The organism is Bacillus sp. FSL W8-0645, assembly GCF_038007905.1.
GTDB classification, from domain to species: domain Bacteria; phylum Bacillota; class Bacilli; order Bacillales; family Bacillaceae; genus Bacillus; species Bacillus pumilus.
Map to the genome: position 1 here is coordinate 2,237,178 of NZ_JBBOYC010000001.1, position 23,655 is coordinate 2,260,832.

Annotated in this window: 23 protein-coding genes and 1 other annotated feature; of the genes, 10 read left to right on the forward strand and 13 right to left on the reverse strand. The window is 42.3% G+C overall.

The window, feature by feature from the left end; translation table 11 throughout:
- Positions 1-7: 7 nt before the first annotated feature.
- Positions 8-982 carry a bifunctional GNAT family N-acetyltransferase/GrpB family protein gene (locus NST39_RS11415; protein ID WP_065098345.1) on the reverse strand — a complete coding sequence of 325 codons (975 nt, stop codon included), beginning with the start codon at positions 980-982 and terminating at the stop codon, positions 8-10.
- A complete protein-coding gene (locus tag NST39_RS11420) occupies positions 979-1,458 on the reverse strand; it encodes a GNAT family N-acetyltransferase (protein ID WP_034661184.1) in 480 nt (159 codons plus the stop codon). The genes NST39_RS11415 and NST39_RS11420 overlap by 4 nt, the downstream gene beginning before the upstream one ends.
- Before the next feature lie 276 nt (positions 1,459-1,734).
- On the opposite strand from NST39_RS11420, the gene NST39_RS11425 reads away from it, so the two are divergent.
- From NST39_RS11425 to NST39_RS11440, 4 genes are all read left to right on the forward strand, one after another.
- Positions 1,735-2,184, forward strand: coding sequence for a YfmQ family protein (locus tag NST39_RS11425; RefSeq protein ID WP_061408447.1), 450 nt, complete (start codon positions 1,735-1,737; stop codon positions 2,182-2,184).
- A 149-nt stretch (positions 2,185-2,333) separates the two neighbouring features.
- Positions 2,334-3,566, forward strand: coding sequence for a DNA polymerase IV (locus tag NST39_RS11430; protein ID WP_341028480.1), 1,233 nt, complete (start codon positions 2,334-2,336; stop codon positions 3,564-3,566).
- 15 nt (positions 3,567-3,581) lie between these two features.
- Entirely contained in the window at positions 3,582-3,926 is a 345-nt protein-coding gene (locus NST39_RS11435; RefSeq protein WP_003215746.1) for a YolD-like family protein, read from the forward strand.
- A gap of 188 nt (positions 3,927-4,114) precedes the next feature.
- Positions 4,115-5,350 (forward strand): MDR family MFS transporter, encoded by a 1,236-nt coding sequence (locus NST39_RS11440; RefSeq protein WP_003215590.1) that lies wholly within the window; start codon positions 4,115-4,117, stop codon positions 5,348-5,350.
- 30 nt (positions 5,351-5,380) lie between these two features.
- On the opposite strand, the gene coaA is transcribed toward NST39_RS11440, so the two are convergent.
- On the reverse strand, positions 5,381-6,340 hold the full coding sequence (coaA, locus tag NST39_RS11445; protein ID WP_034620396.1) for a type I pantothenate kinase: 960 nt from the start codon (positions 6,338-6,340) through the stop codon (positions 5,381-5,383).
- A 187-nt stretch (positions 6,341-6,527) separates the two neighbouring features.
- Between coaA and NST39_RS11450 the strand changes: the two genes are divergently transcribed.
- Entirely contained in the window at positions 6,528-7,856 is a 1,329-nt protein-coding gene (locus NST39_RS11450; protein WP_341028483.1) for a CoA-disulfide reductase, read from the forward strand.
- Positions 7,857-7,922: 66 nt separating this feature from the next.
- On the opposite strand, the gene NST39_RS11455 is transcribed toward NST39_RS11450, so the two are convergent.
- Both NST39_RS11455 and NST39_RS11460 read right to left on the reverse strand, forming a co-directional pair.
- Positions 7,923-8,699, reverse strand: coding sequence for an SDR family NAD(P)-dependent oxidoreductase (locus tag NST39_RS11455; protein WP_137055009.1), 777 nt, complete (start codon positions 8,697-8,699; stop codon positions 7,923-7,925).
- Positions 8,700-8,711: 12 nt separating this feature from the next.
- Positions 8,712-9,662 carry an MBL fold metallo-hydrolase gene (locus NST39_RS11460; protein ID WP_341028484.1) on the reverse strand — a complete coding sequence of 317 codons (951 nt, stop codon included), beginning with the start codon at positions 9,660-9,662 and terminating at the stop codon, positions 8,712-8,714.
- Between the two features lie 169 nt (positions 9,663-9,831).
- Positions 9,832-10,043, forward strand: a binding site (T-box leader).
- Between the two features lie 41 nt (positions 10,044-10,084).
- Here NST39_RS11460 and proC point away from each other — a divergent pair.
- Both proC and NST39_RS11470 read left to right on the forward strand, forming a co-directional pair.
- Positions 10,085-10,912 (forward strand): pyrroline-5-carboxylate reductase, encoded by an 828-nt coding sequence (gene proC, locus NST39_RS11465; protein ID WP_058014745.1) that lies wholly within the window; start codon positions 10,085-10,087, stop codon positions 10,910-10,912.
- 152 nt (positions 10,913-11,064) lie between these two features.
- Positions 11,065-11,337, forward strand: a complete 273-nt coding sequence (locus NST39_RS11470) for an antimicrobial peptide LCI (protein WP_341028485.1) — start codon at positions 11,065-11,067, stop codon at positions 11,335-11,337.
- Between the two features lie 158 nt (positions 11,338-11,495).
- Here NST39_RS11470 and NST39_RS11475 read toward each other — a convergent pair whose 3' ends face one another.
- A complete protein-coding gene (locus tag NST39_RS11475; protein WP_341028486.1) occupies positions 11,496-13,109 on the reverse strand; it encodes a M20/M25/M40 family metallo-hydrolase in 1,614 nt (537 codons plus the stop codon).
- 140 nt (positions 13,110-13,249) lie between these two features.
- On the opposite strand from NST39_RS11475, the gene namA reads away from it, so the two are divergent.
- Positions 13,250-14,266 (forward strand): NADPH dehydrogenase NamA, encoded by a 1,017-nt coding sequence (gene namA, locus NST39_RS11480; protein ID WP_310024690.1) that lies wholly within the window; start codon positions 13,250-13,252, stop codon positions 14,264-14,266.
- Between the two features lie 119 nt (positions 14,267-14,385).
- Positions 14,386-15,150 (forward strand): alpha/beta fold hydrolase, encoded by a 765-nt coding sequence (locus tag NST39_RS11485; RefSeq protein WP_284907026.1) that lies wholly within the window; start codon positions 14,386-14,388, stop codon positions 15,148-15,150.
- A gap of 45 nt (positions 15,151-15,195) precedes the next feature.
- Here NST39_RS11485 and NST39_RS11490 read toward each other — a convergent pair whose 3' ends face one another.
- The gene (locus NST39_RS11490; RefSeq protein ID WP_341028488.1) at positions 15,196-16,503 is read right to left on the reverse strand and encodes an aminotransferase class I/II-fold pyridoxal phosphate-dependent enzyme; all 1,308 of its coding nucleotides are present in this window, start codon (positions 16,501-16,503) and stop codon (positions 15,196-15,198) included.
- 139 nt (positions 16,504-16,642) lie between these two features.
- Positions 16,643-17,572, reverse strand: coding sequence for a ribonuclease Z (gene rnz / locus NST39_RS11495; protein ID WP_137055003.1), 930 nt, complete (start codon positions 17,570-17,572; stop codon positions 16,643-16,645).
- A gap of 221 nt (positions 17,573-17,793) precedes the next feature.
- Here rnz and zwf point away from each other — a divergent pair, with 221 nt between their 5' ends.
- Positions 17,794-19,269 carry a glucose-6-phosphate dehydrogenase gene (zwf, locus tag NST39_RS11500; RefSeq protein WP_341028490.1) on the forward strand — a complete coding sequence of 492 codons (1,476 nt, stop codon included), beginning with the start codon at positions 17,794-17,796 and terminating at the stop codon, positions 19,267-19,269.
- 46 nt (positions 19,270-19,315) lie between these two features.
- Here the strand turns inward: zwf and NST39_RS11505 are convergent, their stop codons facing one another.
- From NST39_RS11505 to NST39_RS11525, 5 genes are all read right to left on the reverse strand, one after another.
- Positions 19,316-20,038 (reverse strand): GntR family transcriptional regulator, encoded by a 723-nt coding sequence (locus NST39_RS11505; RefSeq protein ID WP_106067144.1) that lies wholly within the window; start codon positions 20,036-20,038, stop codon positions 19,316-19,318.
- A gap of 153 nt (positions 20,039-20,191) precedes the next feature.
- Positions 20,192-21,598: a glycoside hydrolase family 1 protein gene (locus NST39_RS11510; protein WP_341028493.1), complete on the reverse strand. Its 1,407-nt coding sequence runs from the start codon at positions 21,596-21,598 to the stop codon at positions 20,192-20,194.
- The gene (celB, locus tag NST39_RS11515) at positions 21,582-22,928 is read right to left on the reverse strand and encodes a PTS cellobiose transporter subunit IIC (RefSeq protein ID WP_341028496.1); all 1,347 of its coding nucleotides are present in this window, start codon (positions 22,926-22,928) and stop codon (positions 21,582-21,584) included. Before celB ends, NST39_RS11510 begins: the two co-directional genes overlap by 17 nt.
- A 26-nt stretch (positions 22,929-22,954) precedes the next feature.
- Positions 22,955-23,287: a PTS lactose/cellobiose transporter subunit IIA gene (locus NST39_RS11520; protein ID WP_341028498.1), complete on the reverse strand. Its 333-nt coding sequence runs from the start codon at positions 23,285-23,287 to the stop codon at positions 22,955-22,957.
- Positions 23,288-23,290: 3 nt separating this feature from the next.
- Positions 23,291-23,602, reverse strand: a complete 312-nt coding sequence (locus NST39_RS11525) for a PTS sugar transporter subunit IIB (protein WP_044141029.1) — start codon at positions 23,600-23,602, stop codon at positions 23,291-23,293.
- Between the last annotated feature and the right edge of the window lie 53 nt (positions 23,603-23,655).

Genomic DNA, 23,655 nt, shown 5'->3' on the forward strand with positions numbered 1-23,655 from the left:
AGGTAGCTTATTTAAGAGCTTCCTCTCCTCCTTCTCTATCCCAGCGATATGCCTCATTTTCTATTACTTTTATGATTTCATTCTTTCCTGCCATATAGCTTTGTATATCTTCCCGATACTGATTTGCTAATTGTTCCTTGACAGACGCATACGCTACAGCTCGTTCTGGATGGGCCCTTAAGTAATCTCGAAACAATAAATGCCTTTTCACATCAGGATGATTTCTCTCATAAATATGGACATGATGCGTACGATTCAAGCCACCCTTTTGAAAAAAACGTCTCCCTTTTATGCCATTTTCACCGAGCGCTTGATATCCAAGATGTTCAAAACTCTCTCTTTTTCTATCGATCTCTTTTAGATGACTTACTTCTATTAAGATATCAATAATGGGTTTGGCAACAAGTCCTTCAACTGACGTACTACCAATATGATGTCCTTCTATCCAGCTCTTTTGAATGATTTGCTTGAGTCGCTGCTTTTCTTGATGGAATTCTTCATGCCATTCTTTTTTGAATTCGACAACCTCAACCTTTCGCCTCGGTGTCCATTTCATTTTTGATAAGGTGAGCTCTTTTGCAACATGAATTACATTTGTTTCAAGAAATCCTAATTTTTCGTATAGCCTTTTTGCAGGGGTGTTTTTTTGCCCTGTGGTCAGTTCTATAGGGACATTTTTCTCCATAATTGTAGACATAAGTCTTGTTCCAATACCCTGCTTTAGCGCTTTGGGATGCACAGCCAATCGACTAATGATCAAATAATCTTTCTGCTCTTCATAAGAGGCAACACCTAGTAAGATTCCCTTTTGCTCAAAACCAATAAATTGCTCTTTTGCTTTCATTACATCTTGAATGGTCTCTTTTAATGGCGGAAGATCGGCATAGCCAATTTGTTCAGCTTCTTGTTGGTATGCAGCTAGTTGAATATGTAAGATCTGCTTTGCTACATCTCCTATTGTTTGATCTAAATTGACAATCATTGCATTGCCTCTAATTTTTTCACAAATAAAACACGATCTTCATTTATTCCATCATAGTCTGAAAACACGGAGATTCCTTCTACAGTTTTATCCCCTTTTTCAATTTGAAAGCCCAATTTTGCATGATAGGCAATTGATACTTTATTTACAGGTGCTGTTACCGCTTTAATGGTTGTTCTTCCTTCCTGTTTTGCCACATCATAAAAGGCTTGATATAGGATTTTTCCTATCTTTAATTTCCGATGGTCTGGATGTACACCTACAAAATGAATGTAGGCTTCATCTGAATGAGATTGTGATAGAAAACCGACTAAAAAGCCAATCAGTTCACCTTTTTCAACGACGACAAAACTTGTTTGCTGAAAATGTTCAAAAAATAACTTCGGCAATTTTGCGCGTAAATCTCTACCTCCCCACCAGCTTTGGATGACGGATGTGACGGCGTAAAAATCTGACGGCTTCACTTGACGTATCATGATGACCTCGCCCCTTTTCATTTTTAGCTTGCCGCTCTCTTTTTTCACAAAAAACTGTTGTTTCAATAGTCTACCTGTCCGATTTATTGTTTGTAAAGATCACGTGTCAGCCTTTTTCCTTTCAGCTTTGTTGATTTCGTTCTTTCGCGGTCATCTCCTTTTAAATCTTCACACTTATTTCAAAAAGTTCACTTTTTGTGCGAAAGTTTCATTCTTTTGGTATGTTAAGATGGTTCATATAGGAAATGTAACAAATGTTTATTGGAGATGATGATATTGGTTTGGATTGTTACTTCACTTGTTGTGTTTAGTCTTTTAAAGCTTCTTGTCACTTCGCTGCCTTCTGGTGTTGTGGAACGCCTTTTTAGTCGTTATGCAGTGCATGCAAAAGTAACAAGTGATCAAACAACGATCATGTTTGAAGATCGTCCGCTCGATGATCAGCAAGCATCTGAAATTATTCAACATTTTAATGATGCGATCTTTATTGAACGCTATTATATTTATCCTGGTGATGAAGAACGCTTTCTTCGTCCGCAGGAAGGGCCTGCGCCGCTTACTATGCAAACAAAGCTCGGCAAGCATGATGTGACCCTTTATCTGTATCATTACGATGACCACGTGGATGTGGTGCGGCAATTTACTCATAAGCCTAAGAAAAAACTGACGGCCTATCGTTTGCGTTCTGAGCCGCTCCAAACATCTTACAATTTAGCACATGCTTAAAATATGTTGTATCAAATGAGACGAAGTGGAAGACACTTCGTCTTTTTTGTATGGTTTTACACTCTTTTCTTTGAATGATTTACCAGTATCAATTTCGCCTCCTGACGGTTACAATAATAACGGAACATACGTTCCAAGAGGTGAACATAATGAATGAACGAGCCATTCTGCTTGTGGATATGCAATCGTTTTATGCGTCAGTCGAAAAAGTGGAGGCTCCCCACTTGAAGAATGTGCCGCTCATCGTCTCTGGAGATCCTGAGCGGCGGAGCGGAGTCGTACTTGCCGCCTGCCCGCTCGCTAAAAAACGGGGCGTCCAAAATGCATCCAGATTATGGGAAGCGCAGGAGAAATGCCCTGAAGCTGTCGTCGTACGCCCTCGTATGCAGCGCTATCTTGATATCTCTGTCATGATCACAGAGCTGCTTGAACAATACACAGATCTTGTCGAACCATATTCAATTGATGAACAATTTCTCGATATTACAGGCAGCCTGACACTACTCGGTTCTCCCCGTGAGATCGCTCAAAATATACAAACAACCATTATGAACCAGACGGGTATTTACGCACGTGTTGGCATCGGTCCTAATAAAGTGCTCGCTAAAATGGCCTGTGACCATTTTGCTAAAAAAAACACATCTGGCATCTATGAACTTCGCGCAGACAGTGTTGCGGCTGATTTATGGCCGCTTCCGATTGGAAAATTATTTGGCGTTGGTAAACGAATGGAGCGCCATTTAAAACGAATGGGTATCAGTACCATTGGGACGCTTGCTGCTTATCCGTTAGACCGGCTTAAAAAACGCTGGGGAATCAACGGAGAGCTTTTGCAGCGAACAGCTTTAGGACATGATCCCTCTCCGGTCACCGTTCACACACATAATGAGCAAAAAGCGGTGGGACATCATATGACTCTCCCCCATGATTATGCGTCTTTTGAGGATATCAAAGTCGCTCTTCTTGAATTGAGCGAAGAGGTGGCAAGACGTGCACGCTTTAAGCATTATCTTGGGCAAACAGTGTCTGTTGGCGTGAGAGGCGCTGATTTTTCTCACCCGACCGGATTTCATAGACAAATCAAGCTTCATTCACCTACACAGTACGGGACAGATATTGCAGAGGCAGCCATTCAGCTATGCCAGCAGCACTGGGATGGTCAGCCCATTCGCAGTGTCGGTATTACTCTCTCACAGCTGCAGTCTGACAGCCAGTATCAGCTAACTTTATTTGATCATCATGTTCAAAAAGACAAACTCAGCAAAGTATTTGATGCGATCCACATAAAGTATGGACCTGCTGCCCTGCTGCACGCTTCGTCACTGACAAGCGCAGGGCAGGCGTATCATCGCGCCGAAAAAATTGGCGGACATTACAAATAACGGAGGCGAACAGCCATGAATCCCAATAAATTAACACCTGGATACAACCTCATGTGGGAATCAAGCCGAATGATGCTTCCAGAGCACCGGGAGCAGCTGCTTGCTCAAAAACGGCAGAAAAAAAAATACACCCCTCCCCCGCTGAGCACCGATCAACTGGAAGAAATGAATTTTTTGATCACACAGTCGATTACTGAGGATCAAGCGATTTGCGTGACATATGCCGCAGCAGGTAGAAAAGAGCAGTTTTGGGGCTGGGTCAAAGCCATTCATTATGAAACGCAGCGCATAAAAATCGTCAATGATGAAGATGTTCTCAACCTGTCCTTGCAGCAAATCGTCGCGATCGACCTTGATTAAATGGGGTCAAATGACCGCGCGAATCAGTGGCATAAAAGCACCAGCAGAAAAAAGCACGCGTCTCCAAATACGAGCCAATCAAACTTCTCTGCCATATGGCGGATGTCCCCTCCATCAAATTGTGTATTTAATTTGCACAATTTTTCATGTATGATTGGAACATCTTACAAACTCAGGGGAGAAACAGCATGAAAAATAACTTACGTACGCTACATCCGCTTAGTTGGACGATCATCATCGGCACCATATTTGGCCGAATGGCGACGTCCATGAGCATTCCTTTTTTGGCCGTTTATTTAACACAAGTCAAAGGCGCCTCAGCTTCTTCTGCTGGATTAATCATTGCCGTTAGCTCTCTGATTGGGATCGTTGCGAGTTTTTACGGTGGATATATTTCTGATCGTATCGGAAGAAAAAAGGTCATGCTTCTATCAATCTTCGGTTGGACACTTGTCTTTGTTGGCTTTGCATTTGCAGATGCCATTTGGGTCTTCTTTATCATGAACGCTTTAAACGGACTGTGCCGGGCACTGTTTGAACCAACATCTAAGGCGCTCTTATCTGATGTCACCCCGTCAAGTATTCGGTTGTTTGTGTTTAATTTACGATATACAGCCATTAACATAGGGGTCATCTTCGGTCCGCTGCTTGGCTTATATCTCGGGTCATCGAAAACAACCTTTCCATTTCTCGTCGCTGCCTTCATTTATTTGTTATACGGATTAACGCTGGCCTGGCAATTTCAGAAACATCCAGTTGCTGCTCCAGAAAACACGAAACAAATTGGGGTCAAAAAAGCCCTTTCCATTATCCAAAAAGATACGGTCTTTAGCATTATCCTCATCGGCGTTACCTTATGTTCGTTCGGGTATTCGCATTTGAGCTCAACGCTGCCTCAATATTTATCCGCTTCGCCTATGATTGAGGATGGTCCGAAACTGTTTGGATACCTTTTATCTTTAAATGCAGTTGTTGTCATTGTCGTACAATATCCGCTCATCATGATCGCCAAACGCTACTCCACCATTTTGTCGCTCACCACTGGGAATATTCTTCTTGCGGGCAGTTTGTTTGCCATTGCTTTTTCACAGAGTCTCGGCATGCTTGCTTTCATCATTGTCGTGTTTACAATTGGAGAGGTTCTGCTGTTTGCGATGATGGATCTATTTGTAGACAATGTGGCAAAGCCAGAAGTAAAGGGATCGTACTTTGGCGCGATGGGATTTTCTCAGCTCGGCAGCGTCATCGGACCATTTGTCGGCGGACTGTGCATTGACTATTTTGGCGCAGCCCATCCCTTCTCCATTTTTTCAGTCTTGTCGATTATCACCATCGCAGGTGTTCCGTTCTTACTCATTGGATACTACCGCCTGAAAAAGCGATCCGCAGCTGCCATCGCTGTGAAAGTCAGTGGAGATCATTAAAAAAACCGCTCTCGTTTGAGCGGTTTTTCTTTATACTCGGCGGATAGCAATCTCTTCCACCTTATGCTGATCACCTTTTTTCAAAATGAGATCAGCTCGATATTTTGTCGGTAAAATATTTTGATATAAATTAGGGCGATTGACGGTATTCCAAATTGTGCTTGCCATGTGATCTGCCTCTTCATCCGTCAAATCTTTGTATTGATGAAAGAAGGATTCAGGATCTTGGAAAGCTGTTTCCCTCAGCAAACGGAACCGTTCTTTATACCATGATTGAATTTGCGTTTCAGCAGCATCTACATAAATCGAAAAATCAAAGAAATCTGATACAAACACACGCGGTTCATCCTTCAGATCATCCAGCGCTGGGGATTGCAGCACATTGATTCCTTCAATAATAACAATATCGGCATCCTCCACCGTTTCATACACACCATCAAGCCGGTCATAGGTCAGATGCGAATATACCGGGGCATGCACAGTTTGTTTACCTGATTTTAATTCGTTTAAAAAAGACAACAAGGCTTTGACATCGTAGCTTTCTGGGAAGCCTTTCTTTTCCATGAGTCCTCGATCCTTTAATTCTTTTTGAGGATACAAAAAGCCATCGGTTGTCACAAGACTCACTTTCAGTCCATCTCCAAGCCTCGATAAAAGCGTTTCGATGATACGGGCCGTTGTGCTTTTCCCGACAGCCACACTTCCAGCAATCCCAATGAGAAAAGGAATTTTCGCATGATGCGGGTAGTTTAAAAAGGCATTCACATGCTGATTTTTTTGTTTTTCTGCAAAGACATGCAATGTCAGAAAACGAATAAGTGGTATGTAAATATCCTGAACTTCTTCAAGCGATAAATAGTCATTTAATCCTTGAAGTGCTCTTGCTTCCTCTTCTGAAACAGATACCGGCATATATTCTCCAAGAGCAGACCAAGCCTCTCTTGTATGACGTGTATATAAAGTATTAAAATCTAGTCGCGTGTCACTCAAAGTCTTTCCCACCAATCTTCACTAAACTCGTAACCAAAAAGACGATAATCCGATTGTAGCTTAAAATGAAGGCGCTGTCTTTATTTTTCCACTAAAGTTTGCTTCTTTTGCGAAAAAAAGCATTAAAAAAAGGAAAATGAGGGTAAATAAGAGTATTCAGTTCGATAGATAGAAGGGAGCACACCAAATGAAATATGTGATCATTGGCGGAGATGCAGCAGGAATGAGCTGTGCTATGCAAATATATCGAGAGGATCCAGATGCACATATTGTCGCTTTTGAAAAAGGAGAGATTTTCTCATATGGACAGTGCGGCCTCCCCTACTTGATCGGCGGTCTCATTGATCACCACAGCAAGCTGATTGCACGCAGCGCTGAAACATTTCGCGACAAATACGGAATTGATGCTCGATGCTTACACGAAGTGACCTCCATTGATCCAAAACAAAAAACGGTGTCAGGTCATCATACGAAAACAAAAGAACCCTTTACCGAAAGCTATGACCGCCTCTTAATTGCGACAGGAGCAAGCCCTGTTAAACTGGATTTAAACAATCAGCCGCTAGAAGGCGTACACGTATTAAAAACCATTCCGCATGCGCTGTCCATTTTAGACCACTTAAAACAAGATATCACACATGTCACGATCATTGGCGGTGGATATATCGGCTTAGAGATGGCTGAAAATTTAAAAGCGCTGGGAAAAAAGGTACATATCATTCAGCGGGGTTCAACACTTGGTCCGGGCTTTGACCCCGATATGGCAAAGCACCTGAAAGAAGAGGCGGGTGCCCAAGGCATTCACGTGACACTCGGGGAAACCGTGCAGACATTAGAGGGCGAATCACATGTCACAGCTGTTCAAACAGACAAACAAACCATAAAAACAGATATGGTCATCATGGCCATCGGCGTCACCCCGCAAACCTCTTTTTTAGACAAAACAGGAATCAAACGTCTTTCAAATGGCGCCATTGTTGTAAATGAATACATGCAAACCAATGTAAAAGACATCTATGCTGCCGGGGATTGCGCAGCCACTTATCACCGCATCAAACAATCACTTGATTATATCCCGCTCGGCACAACGGCGAATAAACAAGGAAGAATCGCTGGTTTTCATATGACGGGAACAAACCGGGCGTTTCAAGGCGTGACTGGAACAGCAGTGATGAAATTTATGAGCGTGACAGCGGGACGAACGGGCTTATCAGAAAAGGAGGCACAAGCAGCTGACATTCCTTTTTCCTCCATCACCATTGACAGTACGGATCACGCTGGATATTATCCAGATGCGCAGAAAATGAAAATCAAACTGATTTACAGAAGTGATGACTACACCTTGCTCGGTGCCCAAATCATCGGAAGAAACGGTGTAGATAAACGGATCGATGTGATGGCAACTGCTCTTTACCAACAGCTAACCATGGCAGATCTTGAAGATTTAGATATTAGCTATGCACCGCCTTTTAACAGTGTGTGGGACCCGCTTCAGCAAGCAGCAAGGCGGAGATAAAAAGACGGTCACAATGGCAGCTTACTTCAAAAAAAAGAAACCAGTTCACAACCGGTTTCTTTTTTGTTATTTTTTCATCATCGCTTTGCGTGCTACTTTTTCAAATAAAAATGGGAATAATTGATACAATTTACTGCCAGCGTTCATCCATCCAGGCAGATTAATCTCTCTTTTTTTCGTCATCATAGCGGATACGACCTTCCCAGCCACCTTGTCCGCACTAAGCATCATGAATTCCACATTCTTCACATATTCACCGCTGCGATCGGCGATGGTAAAGAAGTCAGTGGCAATCGGGCCTGGATTCACTGTGGTGACGTGAATGCCGATGTCTGACAGCTCCATTCTGAGGCTGTTTGAAAAGCCAAGGACGGCATGCTTGGATGCGGAATAAATGGCTGATTTCGGGGTGGCAATCTTTCCTGCCTGAGAGGCAATATTGATAATATGTCCATGTCCTCTTTGTTTCATCTCTGGAATGACCTTTTTCGTGCAAGCGATTAAACCAAACACGTTTACTTCAAACATCGACACCATTTCCTCAATGGACGCATCTTCAACGAGATCGAACGCACCGAAACCGGCATTGTTAACCAAAATATCAACAGCCCCCACTTCTTCATATGCGCGATCAATGTCCTCAAGGTGACTGACATCTAGCTCCACGATGTGACACACCCCGCCAGCACTCATAATCTTTTCTTTTACACCCGTCAGCTTTTCAATTCGTCTTGCTGAAATCATGATCTCTGCGCCTTCTTCTGCTGCCAAATACGCCATTTTTTCACCAATGCCACCAGATGCGCCAGTAATCCATATTCTCTTTCCTGTTAATCGCCCCATGCGTTTCACTCCTTAGTTTGCCCTGTAGTAGAGAATTCCATCTTTTTGCACTTCTTCAATTTGTCCAGCCTCTAAGAGGACATCAAGCTGCCCTACTGTCTCTGACATCGTTAAAAACAAGGCCTCTTCATACAGCACTGGAAATAGCTTGCGGCAAAGATGAAAGGCAGTCATTTCTTTTCGTTTAAGCAGCTGATACATCGTATTTGCCCGCTTTTCTTGTTTCTTAAATCTTTCTTCGATCAATTCATGATGAGACGTGATGAGCTGCCCGTGTCCTGGATAAATCGTCTTGATCGGCAGATGAAGTAATCGATTGAGTGATGCTTTATATTGAAGCAGCGATTTTTGGCGCTCCTCCCCTTCATACGGCGCTTCCATTAACGGGTTTGAAGAAATAGTCGTCAAAAGTAGGTCTCCACCAATGAAATGGCCCGTTGTTTCATCTAGAAAGGAAAGATGAGATTGTGCATGTCCCGGTGTTTCCATCACAAAGAAGTGTTCATGCCCTTTCAATCGATCGCCTTCTTTGATGACGTCATCTACATGTGCAGTACAAGAATATGTATAAGATTGCTTCACGATTCTTTCACACTCACCTCGGCGAAGCGGCACACCTAACTGCTGAAAAAATCGTTCCATAAAAGCAATTTGACGCTCTTTAAACACAGGGTCCTGGCTAATATACGGCTCATTTAACTCATGTCCGATCACACGGACATGAGGTTTCATCAAATTTAAAAGACCGACATGATCTGCATGATGATGGGTCAACACCACTTGATCAATATCGTCAATTGATAAACGATGCTCATGTAATTGCGTGACAAAGGCGTGCTCCGCCTCTTCTGTCATCGGCCCGCAGTCCACTAAGGTCAAAGCTTCTCCTTTTAAAATATATGCATGTACATCCCCAACAGCAAAAGGGGTCGGGATAGATAATTGAATGATGTCTTCTTTCACTTTTTTATGTCATCTCCTGCTTTTTGACTCATGATTCATTGTCACTTCGTCTTCTTTATTCATTGTATCCTGCAAAGGGCAGACTGTCATGCGGTTTAGGCGGTCAATTTTTTTATCTGTCCCTATTGACACAAACTTGTCCATCGTTGCATAATGAACAACAAATATAAAATGCGTGATGACAAGGATTAGTAAGCAAAATAATGATGCAAGAGAGTGAGGTCCACCGGCTGTAAGACCTCACCATCCTCTTATTTGCTGAACCTGCCCTTTGAGCTGTTAGGCAAACCTAAACGTTTCCCGCGTTAAGGGACTAGAGCTGAGTATGCATATTTGCATGCTAATTGAGGGTGGTACCGCGAAAAACCTTTCGTCCTTTTCAGGCGAGAGGTTTTTTTATTTTCTACAAGGAGGAGCGGCTTATGAGTAAAATTGGATTTATTGGTGCAGGCTCAATGGCAGAGTCGATGATGAAAGGTTTATTAAAAAGCGGCATCATGTCAAACGAAGATATTATTGTTACAAACAAAACGAATGAAAAACGTCTAGAAGAATTAAAGGTGCGTTATGGGGTCAAAACGGATTTCTCTCGTTCTTTTATTTATGAAGAAGCGGATATTCTCGTATTTGCTTTAAAACCGAAAGATGCTGAAAGCGGGATATCTGAAGTTCGGCCTCATTTACAAGGGCAGCTGATCATTTCGATTTTAGCGGGCATCTCTATTGAAACGATTCAACACTATGCTGGCGAGAAGACTGCGGTGGTTCGCGCGATGCCAAATACATCAGCCGCCATTCAGCAATCAGCAACAGGCATTTCTGTCAGTCAAGAAGTGACAGAGGATCAAAAGAATAAAGCAATCGAGCTGTTTGAAACGATCGGTCATGTGACGGTATTAGATGAATCACAGCTAAATGCTGTTACAGCTATTGCAGGAAGCGGTCCAGCCTTCATTTATCATTTGATTGAAGGAATGGAGCGAGGCGCTTCGGAACTTGGGATGGACCAAGCAACAGCGAAGCTGCTCATCTGCCAAATGATTGCGGGCGCCGCAAACATGCTTCAAAGCAGCGGTAAAGAACCTGCTGAACTGCGCAAAGAAATCACAAGTGAAGGCGGAACGACAGAAGCCGGCCTGAACACACTTGCTGCCTATCAATTTGAAGAAGCCGTTGTCGATTGTGTCAAAACCGCAACAAAACGTGCAGCAGAATTAAACGAAATGTTTTCAGCAAGCACGTATAAATGATAGAGAAAAGTACCTGTTTTGATGACAGGTGCTTTTTATTTTTATCTAATGAGTGATTTTTCACAAATAATTAACAAATATTAACAAGGAATATATTACCTTATGTAGAATTACTTATATGTACCACAAAATGAGGAAGAGGAGTGTTTTAAATGAAATTAGTTAAGGTTCTTACTGGATCCGCATTGTCACTCGCTTTACTTTTTTCCGCAGCACCGGCATTTGCTACAAGTGCACATACTAATGCAGAGGATGTCCGTGTTACAAGTGATTTTAAAGCTCAACTTTACACATGGGATATTACCAACTCTACTGGTATTTTTGCCAATTCGTTCGAACAAGATGGGATTAAATGGTACCTAAAAGGCATCACTAAAAATTCTGATGGAACTTGGACAGCTCATTATGAGGGTAGACGAGTATAATCCTAATTGGGAGCCTACGGCTCCCCTTACTATTTTAAAGTAATAAAACATTCTTCCCCCCCTTCTTCTTTTCTCATTAACCTTCATTTACTCTACATCCTTCACTCAAAAGCACATAAGCTTTCAAAGACTCTAGAAACCTCATACATAAACAAGACTTACTTTTTCTCTAACAAAGCATGAATCGCTGATTCTAGTAATTCTGGCAAAATGCCGAATGAGAACGGGATGTGCAGCCGCTCTGTCCATTTGTGCGGGTCCTTTCCTAATGGACCCACGTTAATAACTGGAACGTAAAGTGCTCCCTTTTCTCCTTCTGGTAAAGAATAGCCTTTTTGGTAAAGCGGCATATTGGTCGTGTAATGACCTACTTCCTGTTTTTCGAGCTGTAAGTAACTTAAATCAGATAATCCCGGGAAATATTTCACTTCTTCTATTTCAAGTCCATAACTCTTCTTTGCCTCTATTTGAATCCTCTTTAAGGTTGCTTGGATATGCGGATCTTCCGTTGAGGAAACCGCTGGATAAAATGGTGGACTATAAAATAGAACAATGAGCGGCCCATCTTCCTTACAAAGCGTCGTCAGCTCAGAGACGATTTTGGTTGAAAAATCACGATCTCCAAGCTCACCTCGATTGGCGAACGCATAGTTTACAATGCGTTCAACCTCCTGTTTACCTGAGCGTTCAGCAGCTTTTTGATACAGCTCATGATACGTGAGAACGGTAATCCTCGTATCAATCGGTGTAAAAGGTTTAAAGCGCTGAAATTCTGCTGTTTTTTGTTTAATATCAGCTTCGATTTGGTCTGCTGCTTGTTTCGCCGTGTCATAAAGAAGTCCGTGCAGTTCTTCACTTGAACGATTCTTCATCAGCACATTAAATAAAGAAACAGCTGTGTGAGGTGTTTGAACGGAATAGGCTTCTTTTAAATCCTTTTGCATTAAGTTGGTTGGGGGCGGCGTGACTTCACCATCTACTTCCTCACAATAATCACTATTCAGCTCTAACAGCCGATTTAATGCAGATACCATAAAATTCGCATTTAAGCCTGAGAACGGCTCTCCTACATGTGTTTCAATTCCTTTGCAGAAAAATCCGGCCAGCACCTTCCCTATACTGCCTGTATACATATAATAATGTTCATCACCTGGATACTTTTCAAACATAGGCTCACTGTTTAAGCACGCGGTATAGTCAAGGTCATGCTTTTCCTTAAGCTCCTTTAGTTTTGGAACAGCTTCAAGCATTCCTTGAGAATTCACTTCTTCATCCGGGACTGTGACGAGTAGGACATTTCCATCAAATGTCTCTGCCATCGCTCTTTCCAGCATGGACAGCTGTACCGTAAGACCTGCCTTCATATCCATGGCACCTCTTCCAAATAACCAGTCACCTGAAGCTAGATCTTCTCTTGCTCTTTTTGGGAGAAGCGCACTTTTTTGAGAAAATGATGCCATTAACTCTTCAGGCTTGCATGCCATGTTTTGAAATTCACCGTAATCTTCTGTATCGACGACATCGAAATGACTAAGCAGCAAAACGGTACGAGAAAGCGAACTGCGCTTTACAAGCGCCGTTAAATAATACCGGCCATCTTTCATCGGATGCAAAGCCAAATGATCAGGATTCTGCTTGTAATAAGGCCGCTCCCTCAGTAAATAATATAAATATTCAGCTAACGCCACTTCTCCAGTTGTACCCGATATGCTTTCATACTGCATAAGAGCTGTGAGCAGTTCCTTTCGTTCACTCTCTGTTTGCCATTTCATTCGTTCTCCCCCTTTGCTTTCTCTATTTCTCCATTATACAAAAACGTGTATAAAAGCTATATTCTTTGAGCACCTTTTATGACGAAAGTTTGAATGGCTGTTATAATCGGCTATACAATTCTATGAGGAGGCGAAGGTATTTGGAAACAAAACTCTTTTCACCTTGGACATTAAAAGGTGTTACGCTGAAAAACCGCATCGTAATGTCCCCGATGTGTATGTATTCATCCTATGATCGTGATGGGAAATTACAGCCTTTCCACTTTACACATTATATTTCCCGTGCCCAAGGTCAAGCTGGCCTGATCATGGTGGAGGCAAGTGCCGTTTCCCCCGAGGGAAGAATTAGTGATCAAGACCTCGGCATTTGGAGTGATGAGCACATTGAAGGCTTCGCTTCATTAAACGAACAAATCAAAGCATACGGAACCAAGACAGCCATCCAGCTGGCTCATGCAGGACGTAAAGCTGAACTAGATGGTGACATCCTGGCACCATCTAGCCTTCCATTTGATGAACAGTCTAAAATCCCTACCCAGATGTCCGTCGATCAAATCAAAGATACCGTTCAGGCGTTTCAGGATGCAGCTGTCCGGGCAAAAAAAGCCGGCTTTGACATCATTGAAATTCATGGGGCGCATGGCTATTTGATTAATGAATTTCTTTCACCGCTGGCAAATCACCGAACAGATGATTATGGCGGTTCACCAGAGAACCGTTATCGTTTCTTAAGAGAAGTCGTCGATGCAGTCAATGAAGTATGGAACGGACCATTATTTGTCCGTGTGTCTGCCTCTGACTACACGACAAAAGGACTTGATATTGCCGATTACATTGGCATTGCTACATGGCTGAAGGAACAAGGTGTCGACTTAATCGATGTCAGCTCAGGCGCTGTCGTACAGGCAAAAATCAGCACATTCCCTGGCTACCAAGTCACCTTCGCAGAAAAAATCAAAGCAGGTGCCGGTATCCAAACAGGTGCTGTCGGTCTGATCACATCTGGTGTACAGGCAGAGGAGATTTTACGAAATCAGCGTGCAGACTTAATTTTTATAGGCAGAGAATTTTTACGGGATCCATACTTTCCAAAAACAGCTGCCCAAGAGCTTCGTACATCCATCGAAGGCCCGCGTCAATATGACCGCGCTTGGTAAAAATGCATAGGAAAAAGGTGTCTATTTTTTGAAATAGGCATCTTTTTTGTTTTTAAGAGAAACATATCTGCCTTTTGTGCCGTCTTTTAGCTAAAGAACCACTTAGAGGAGATGGAAGAATGAACTCGGCAATGATTGAAAGAATGTATCATATAGATGGACATCATTTTTATACAAAACATCGTCAGGGCAAAAGGCAAGCCACCATTATCTTTGAAGCAGGCTACGGCATTTCGGGTGATACGTGGTCGAATATGGCCCGTGATATTGATCCTGAGCTTGGGGTTTTCTTATATGATCGATTAGGAAATGGAAAAAGCAGTGACAGTAGTGAAGGAAGAACATTGCATGATCTTGCAGATGATTTAGATGCACTGCTAGAAGAAGCCAATATTCAGCCGCCCTTTCTCATTGTGGCTCACTCATTTGGCTCTCTTGTCAGCCGGTTATGGGCAAGCCGCAGAGGAGATGAGGTCATTGGCATGGTGCTGTTAGACCCGGCAAGTGAGGAGCAAGAACAGGTCATCCTGCCGCTTTTATCAAAGGAAGAACGCTCTTCATATATGGCGCAATTTACAGCAGAATGTACGCATGAGGACTTTCAGCAAATGCTCAGCACAATAAAAGAGGAACAAACCCATTATGGGATGATGCCGCTTCTTGTCATTTCATCAGGTAAGAGCCGATTGTTTCATCCAGCGCACGAGGCTTGGCTCAGACTTCATAAACGGATGCTGTCGTTGTCATCCCAAAGCGGATGGATTCAAGCGCAGAACAGCTCGCACTATATTCATCATGATGAACCGCATATTGTGCAGCTTGCAATCTATGATGTATGGTGCGCAGCCAAACAACCTGTTTCCTATTATCAAACAGCCAATTAAAAACAAAAACTCCTTGACTAGTTTTGCGTCAAGGAGTTTTTTTCTTTATGCCGTTGGAGCTGACTGGCTTTTTTTAGACAGCAGCTTTTCAATGCTGACAAGCTGAACACATAATGTAAAGATGTCAATCGCTTGCTCTAGTTCTTCAAGTGATGGGAACGTTGGCGCAATGCGAATGTTACGATCAAGCGGGTCTTTTCCATAAGGATAAGTCGCGCCTGCACCTGTCATGGTCACACCAGCTTCTTTTGCCTTTTGCACAACAGCTTTTGCACAATGATCGAGCGTATTTAAACTAATAAAATATCCGCCATTTGGCTTGTGCCATTCTGCAATGTCCTTCCCGCCAAGTGTTTCATCAAGAATAGAAAGAACGAGGTCAAACTTTGGCTTAATGATCGCAGCATGTTTTCTCATATGTTCCTTCAAGCCATCTGGATTCTTGAAGAAACGAAGGTGTCTTAATTGATTGATTTTGTCTGGTCCAATCGTTTGAATCGATAATTGTTTTTGAGTAAAGCTCACATTATCCGGGCTAGATGCCATGAGTGCAATACCTGAGCCTGGGAATGTAATTTTAGAAGTAGACGCAAACATAAACACACGATTTGGATGCCCTGCTTCCTCTACTGCTTGAAAAATATCTTTTAACGTATCAGGCGTATCAGTTAGGTGATGGACTGCGTATGCATCATCCCAAAAAATGCGGAAGTCGTCTGCTTTTGTTTTCATCGAAGCAAGGCGGTCAACCACCTCATCTGAATACGTAATGCCATCTGGGTTGCTATATTTTGGTACACACCAAATGCCTTTAATCGCTTCATCCTCTGCGACCAATTTTTCGACCTGATCCATATCAGGTCCATCAGCTTTCATATCTACCGTGATCATCTCTATGTTAAATAGCTCACAAATGGAAAAGTGACGATCATATCCTGGGCTTGGTGCAAGGAATTTTACCTTTGGCAGCTTTCCCCAAGGTGTTTTGCTGTCATATACGCCGTGGGTCATGGCACGGGCAATGGTATCATGCATCATATTAAGGCTGGAATTACCGCCGATGATGATTTGTTCTGGCTTCAGATTGAGTACATCTGCAAAAAATGTCTTCGTTTCAGGAAGTCCTGTCAAACCGCCATAGTTACGCACATCTGTGCCATCTTCAGCCGTCATCGCATCCTTTGATGTCACAACATCGAGCATGCCCATAGACAAATCGAGCTGTTTTGGTGAAGGTTTTCCTCTAGACATGTCTAAGTGTAAGTTTTTACTTTTATACGTTTCGTATTCATTTTGTAGTGCTGCATATAGGTCATTTAATTCTGCTTCACTTAACGCTGTAAAACCGCTCATCTTTGATTGTGCCTCCCGTATTCTTCATAGTTTCATTCGTCATTTGTTTTTTCTTCACCATTTTACCACTACCTGAAAAAGAGAGTCATTATAAATATCAAAAAAATCACACAACTTTTTTTGACGATTCATCCAATTTTTACAGGGTGCGGTCAATGGAATAAGAAGAGAAATCCTGCGCAGCTTCTGTCAGCGGGAATATATCGCGGGCCTCTTTCAATAGTTGTTTTAGTGCCTCTTCTCCTTGGTAACGTGCACTAATATGGGTCAAAATTAATCTTTTTGCGCTTGCTTCCTGCGCTGTTTTCGCTGCTTGTTCTGTTGTGCTGTGATAATAATTGTAGGCTAGATCAGCATCTTCTTTACCGAATGTTGCTTCATGGACTAACACATCCGCATCCTTGGCAAGCCTTGTTATATTCTCGCATAAACGGGTATCTCCTGAAAATGCAACGATTCTCCCTTTTTTAGGGGGTTCCAAATAATCGGTTCCATCAATGATTCTTCCATCTTCGAGTGTCACGGTTTCCCCATTTTTTAACTTCTGATACAAAGGTCCAGGTTTTACACCGATTTCTTTTAGGTCTTCGGCTTTTAATGCACCTGGTACATCTTTTTCCACTACCCGATAGCCGTAAGCTGGAATACCGTGAGATACTCGTCTTGCTTCTACTTGAAAGGTATCATCTTCAAATACGATCCCTTCATCTATCTCTATAATATGCAGCGGATATGTCAAATGCGTTTGTGTAGCTGAAAGTGTTGCGCTCACAAACGCTTTGATGCCCTTAGGTCCATAGATCGTTAGTTCATCCTCTCCGCCTTGGAAGGATCTGCTGCCGAGCAGTCCTGGGAGACCGTATACATGATCACCATGCATATGAGTGATAAATATTTTCTCAATTTTTCTCGGTTTAATCGTTGTATGTAATATTTGATGCTGCGTCGCTTCTCCGCAATCAAAAAGCCACACTGCTTTTCTTTCTTCTAAAAGCTTTAGCGCAGTGCAAGTGACGTTTCTAGTTTTCGCAGGAATGCCTGCACCAGTTCCTAAAAAGAGCAGTTCCATTACTTTTCCTCCTAAAGCCGGTATACAATATCTTTATTCATATAGAATACATGAAGACAAGGTAAATGTGAATTCAGCGGAATTTTCGAAAAAAGTCAAACGAGAGCAGAAAAAGTCGAATCAAATGTTTGCTTTACGAACAATGAACCTTTAAAATAAAGAAAATGTACATACATTCTCGGTTTTTACAACAATGCTACGAATAAAGTGAGGTACTTTTCGTGAATACAGAAACTAACAATCCAAAAGCAGTCATTGTCATTTTTGGCGCAACAGGAGATCTTGCCAAACGCAAGCTCTACCCTTCTATACATAGACTTTATCATAGCGGAAAACTTGGCGATCAATTCGCCGTGGTCGGTGTTGGACGCCGTCCGTGGTCTCATGAGGATCTAAGAGCTGTGGTGAAAGAATCTGTTTCTTCTGATGATGCAGAAGCGAAAATAGAGGAATTCAGTTCACATTTTTATTATCACGACTTTGACGTATCAAGCCCTGCTTCCTATCAATCGCTTAACACACTTCTAGCAGGCCTTGAAGATACGTACAGTATCCCAAACAACCGGATGTTCTATTTAGCGATGGCACCGGAATTCTTCGGAACGATTGCAAAGTTCCTAAAAAGTGAAGGTGTATCAAAAACAACTGGCTGGTCAAGACTTGTCATCGAAAAACCATTTGGTCATGACTTGCCAAGTGCGAAAAAGTTAAATGAAGAAATTCGAGATGCATTCTCTGAAGATCAAATTTATCGTATTGACCACTATCTCGGTAAACAAATGGTTCAAAACATTGAGGTCATCCGTTTTGCAAATGCCATCTTTGAACCACTTTGGACAAACCGATATATCTCAAACATTCAAATTACATCTAGTGAATCATTAGGGGTTGAAGACCGGGCCCGCTATTACGAAAGTTCAGGTGCACTAAGAGACATGGTCCAAAACCATATGCTTCAAATGGTTGCACTTTTAGCAATGGAGCCGCCAATTAAGCTGAATACCGAGGAAATCCGTAGTGAAAAACGGAAAGCATTACGCGCTCTTCGTCCTTTCTCTAAAGATGAGGTCGATCAATTCTTTGTCCGCGGACAGTATGATGCTGGTACGGTTGATGGCGGCATGGTTCCTTCGTATCTTGAAGAGCAAAATGTTGACCCGAACTCAAACACGGAAACATTCGTTGCAGGGAAACTGCTCATTGATAACTTTAGATGGGCCGGCGTGCCATTTTACATTCGTACTGGAAAACGTTTAGAAAAGAAATCTACTCAAATTGTTGTTCAATTTAAAGACATTCCAATGAACCTGTACTATGGTAACGGAAATTCCATGCATCCAAACTTACTCGTCATTCACATTCAGCCAGATGAAGGCATTACCCTTCACCTGAACGCTCGCAAGCTTGATGGCGGTACATTTGCAAAGCCGATTAAGCTCGACTACCAAACAAACTATAACGACATCATGAACACACCAGAAGCCTATGAAAAGCTGATTCATGACTGCTTGCTAGGCGATGCTACGAACTTTGCTCACTGGGATGAAGTGGCGCTTTCTTGGAACTTTGTGGATCCGATTTCTGAGAAATGGGCAGAAAACAAAACATTAAAACCAAATTATCCTGCTGGTTCTATGGGACCGGAAGAAGCAGATCAGCTTCTAGAAAAAGATGGGTATCATTGGTGGAATATATAAAATAATATAAAAAAGAGCAGTCTCCCTTGGGGGTTCTGCTCTTTTTTTAACGTCCTGTTTTCGTAATTTCAACTGTTGAAAAGTCGAACTTATCATAGCGGTGATGACTAAAGGAGTACTCAAACGGCCGGCCTGTGTTTAAATAAGCAACCTGTTCGACCTCTAGCACAGGATCCGTTGGGTCACAGCCTAAATATTGCTGGTCAAGCTCATCTGATTTAGCCGCTCTAATTTTCTTATGCGCTCCTGCCACTTTTAATTTCAAATCATTTGATATGTAGCCATAGATTGATCCCAATAGAACCTCTTCATCTATTCCCTTAATGAGATTGACGGGCATAAACGTTTTTTCTAATACATATGGCTCCTCGTCCACAAGACGAAGACGGATGATGTCATAAATGGGTGTGGTGGAGTCTATGGATAGGTGGGCTGCCACCTCTTTGCTTGGAAAATGGACATCAAAGTGAATGATTTGAGTCGTGACGTTTTTATCCGCCATGACTTTTGTGAACCCTTTATTTTCATGTCCTGACACATTGATTGCCCCTTGATTGAGCGCTGCCTTCACAATAAATGTACCGTGTCCTCTTTTTCTAAAGAGCAGACCTTCTGCTACGAGAAGATCGAGCGCACGCTTCATCGTCATTCGGCTGCATTGAAATTCAGCGGCAAGCGAGTTTTCATCTGGAATGGGTTGATCTTCTGGATAATATGCTGTTCCTATTCGTTTTCTGATTTCTTCTGAAATGAGTTCGTACTTTTTCATCTCACACCACCAACTGACTTGTTTTTTCATAGCTTCCTCTCATTCTACACTAAGCCTAGTGAGCTTAAAAGGTACGAGCCATTTTTGTTTCATCCACTTACCGTCACATAAGAAAAATACTTGCCCTTTTCAAGGAAAGAGCAAGTATTTTGATTAAAAACCGTTATTTTCTGATACCGATTGAAACCAGTATCCGCTTTTCTTAATCGTACGTTTTCCGTCTTCTTGAAGATCAACTGAGACAAATCCATAGCGATTCTTATAGGCATTCGACCATGACCAATTATCCATAAACGTCCACAGATGATAGCCTTTTACATTACTTCCTTCTTGAATGGCTTGATGCACCCATTTAAGATGCTCAGAAATAAAGTCAATGCGGTAATCGTCATGAATCATTCCTTCTTCATCCTTAAACCGCTCTTCTCCTTCGACACCCATTCCATTTTCAGAAATAAAGCATTCAATATTATCATAGTCTGTTTGGACTTTTTTCAATATATCATAAATGCCTTTTTCATAGATTTCCCAACCGCGATACACATTCATTTTTCTTCCCGGCATGTCAAACGCATCAAAATAATGATTTGGCATAAATGGTGCATTTGGATGCGGCATATGCTCTTTCGCTTTCACTCTTCTTGGCTGATAATAGTTGATTCCAAGGAGGTCGACGGTATTCTCTTGAATGAGCTCAAGGTCTCCTTCTTGCATACTAGGCATAAAGCCTTCTTTCTTTAACACCTCTACTAGTTTCTCTGGGAAATGCCCCTTCACCGCAGGATCTAGGAAGGAACGGTTAAAGAAAGCATCCGCCATCTCAGCTGCTTCTAAATCGCGCGGATTCTGGCTTCTCGGATAAGATGGGGTAAGATTGAGGATGATGCCAATCTTCCCGCCTTGCTGCAGTTTTTTATAAGCCGCAATCGCCTTCGCATTTGATAAAAGTTCATGATAACCGACCTGTACAGCCTTTTGGAAATCCACTTCATTTGGATAATGAAAGCTATACATATATCCGCCTTCTACAGGAACGATCGGTTCATTATGGGTAAACCATTTTTTCACCCGATCGCCAAATAATTGAAAGCATAATTCCGCATAGCTCACATAATCATCTACTACCTGTCTGTTGACCCAGCCGCCTTTTTCCTGTAGCGCCATTGGCATATCGAAATGGTACAGGTTCACAAACGGCTCAATATCATGTGCAATCAGTTCGTTGATCACATCATTGTAAAAAGATACTGCTTCTTCATTGACCGCACCTTTCCCTTCAGGCAAAAGACGTGACCAGGAAATGGATAACCGGAATGAATTGTGCCCAATTTCTTTCATCAGACGAATATCCTCTTTATATTTTCGGTAAAATTGGGATGTCACGTTCGGTCCTACGCCATCAAAAAAACGAGTCGGCTCTTGCTCAAACCAATGATCCCAAATATTCGGTCCTTTTCCATCACCAGGGACGCTGCCTTCTGTTTGCGTGGCAGAGGCAGAAGATCCCCACCAGAAACCTTCTGGAAATGTATATGATTGCTTGTTATTTTCCATCGACATGTATTGAGTCTCCTTCACCTTTGATGTTGGTTGTTTTTGTTTTTTCCGTTGTGGTTATTTTTTCATTTTTCACATTCATACGGTCAATAAATTTCAGGAACGGGAACCAAATGACAAACACGATCATCAGGTTAAACAGCTGAAGCAGGCCGCCCGCCAGTGAATTGGTTGCCATTATTCCGCTAATAAAGATCGGCACCGTCCAGGGAATATTCACGCCAGTCGGCGGTGGTACAATACCTGATGCCATCGCAAAATAAGAAATACATGTAATAACCATTGGCGCCAAAATCCATGGAATGAGAATAAGCGGGTTCATGACAATCGGTAAACCGAAGATAATCGGTTCATTGACGTTAAATAATCCCGGTCCTAAGCCGAGCTTTGCTACTTGTTTTAATTGCTTACTTTTCAGGAAAATTAAAATCGTAAACACAACAGCCAGCGTCATACCGGTTCCGCCCATGCCAACCGTATAAATTTCGATAAACTGCTTACTGATGATATTCGGAACCTCACCAGTTTTTGTATAGCTCTCTAGGTTTTGAATGGACAACGTATTCCAAATGGGGTCCATGACAGAGTTGATAATAATTTGGCCGTGAAGCCCAAAGAACCAAAGAATTTGTATAAAGAAAATAGCGATCAAGGTCGGAATGATACCGCTTCCAAGTCCGACAAGCGGTGCCTGAATCGCATGATAAATCAAGTCATGCATATTTGTTTTGAAGCCTTGTGTAATGATGATATTGATCAGTAAAAAGGCTGTGAGTGTCAAAGTAGCCGGGATCAGTGCAGCAAAAGACTTAGCAACAGCTGGCGGAACCCCCTGCGGCATATTGATGACAAATTTCTTTTGGACAAAATAACGATAAATTTCAGCAGACAAAAAGCCTGTGATCATTCCAAGGAACATCCCCTTTGCTCCTAAACGATCGACTGGTATTACGCCTGCAATAGATGCACCGCCTTCTTGTTCTAGTAGAAATGGCGTCAGAAGTAAGAAAGAGGCTAATGCAATCACGCCGCCAAATACAGCTTCCACATCATAGCTTTTCGATAAATAGTAGCCAATCCCAAATACAACAAACACACTCATAATGCTGATGGTCGCACTTGGCGCGATATTCAGTGCAGACTGGACGCCTTCCAGTGCGGTTTGACTCATGATTTTATCTAAAAATGGCAAATTCATTAGCACAACCATAATAGAACCAAAAATGGTGAGTGGGAACGCAAGCATAAAGGCATCCCGTAATACGCCTAAATAGCGGTTGTTGTTCAGTCTCCCAGCAATTGGAACCAAAATAGCACTTATTTTATCAAACATTGGTTTCCCCCCCTTGTTTACACCTTTTATTGTTTAAGCGTTTGGAAAATTGGCAGGAGCTCTCCCACAAGCTCCTTGATCGTAATAGTCGACATTAAGTGGTCTTCGGCGTGCATGAGCAATAAGGAGAAAGACGTTTTCTCCCCGCCTGCCTCTTGCTGCACGAGTTGAAAATGGATGCCATGTGCATGACGTAAATCTTCTTCTGCTTCTTTCATGAGACCAAATGCCTCATCTTCTTGACCTTCTCGAAATTGTTTAAGAGATTGAAGCAATTTGCTGCGTGCATTACCGCTGTGTAAGATCAATTGGAAACTGACTTGTTCCTCCGTGAGCCCTTCGAGTGTTTTCTTTTCCATTCTTTACGATTCCTCCATCAATGTAACGGCTTGTTCGTACGCTTTTTGTCCATCGGCAAGCCCGTACGCCTGCATATCGATGACCTCTACTGCAATTCCATATTTTGTTGCTTCTTTTTGAAGATCCCCTTTTAAAAAGCTCATTTGCGGTCCAATTAACACAACATCCGCATTCGCCATTTCTTTTTTTGCTTGATCTTGCCCAACTGCCCAAATTTCTGCCTCGTCCCCTATTGAGTCGGCATGAGCCTTCATCTTTGTAACTAGTAAACTCGTAGACATTCCTGAACTGCATGCTAATAAAATACGTTTCATTTCTCTCACCCCATTGTTGTAATAAAAGCGCTTCCATTTAATATTATATATTT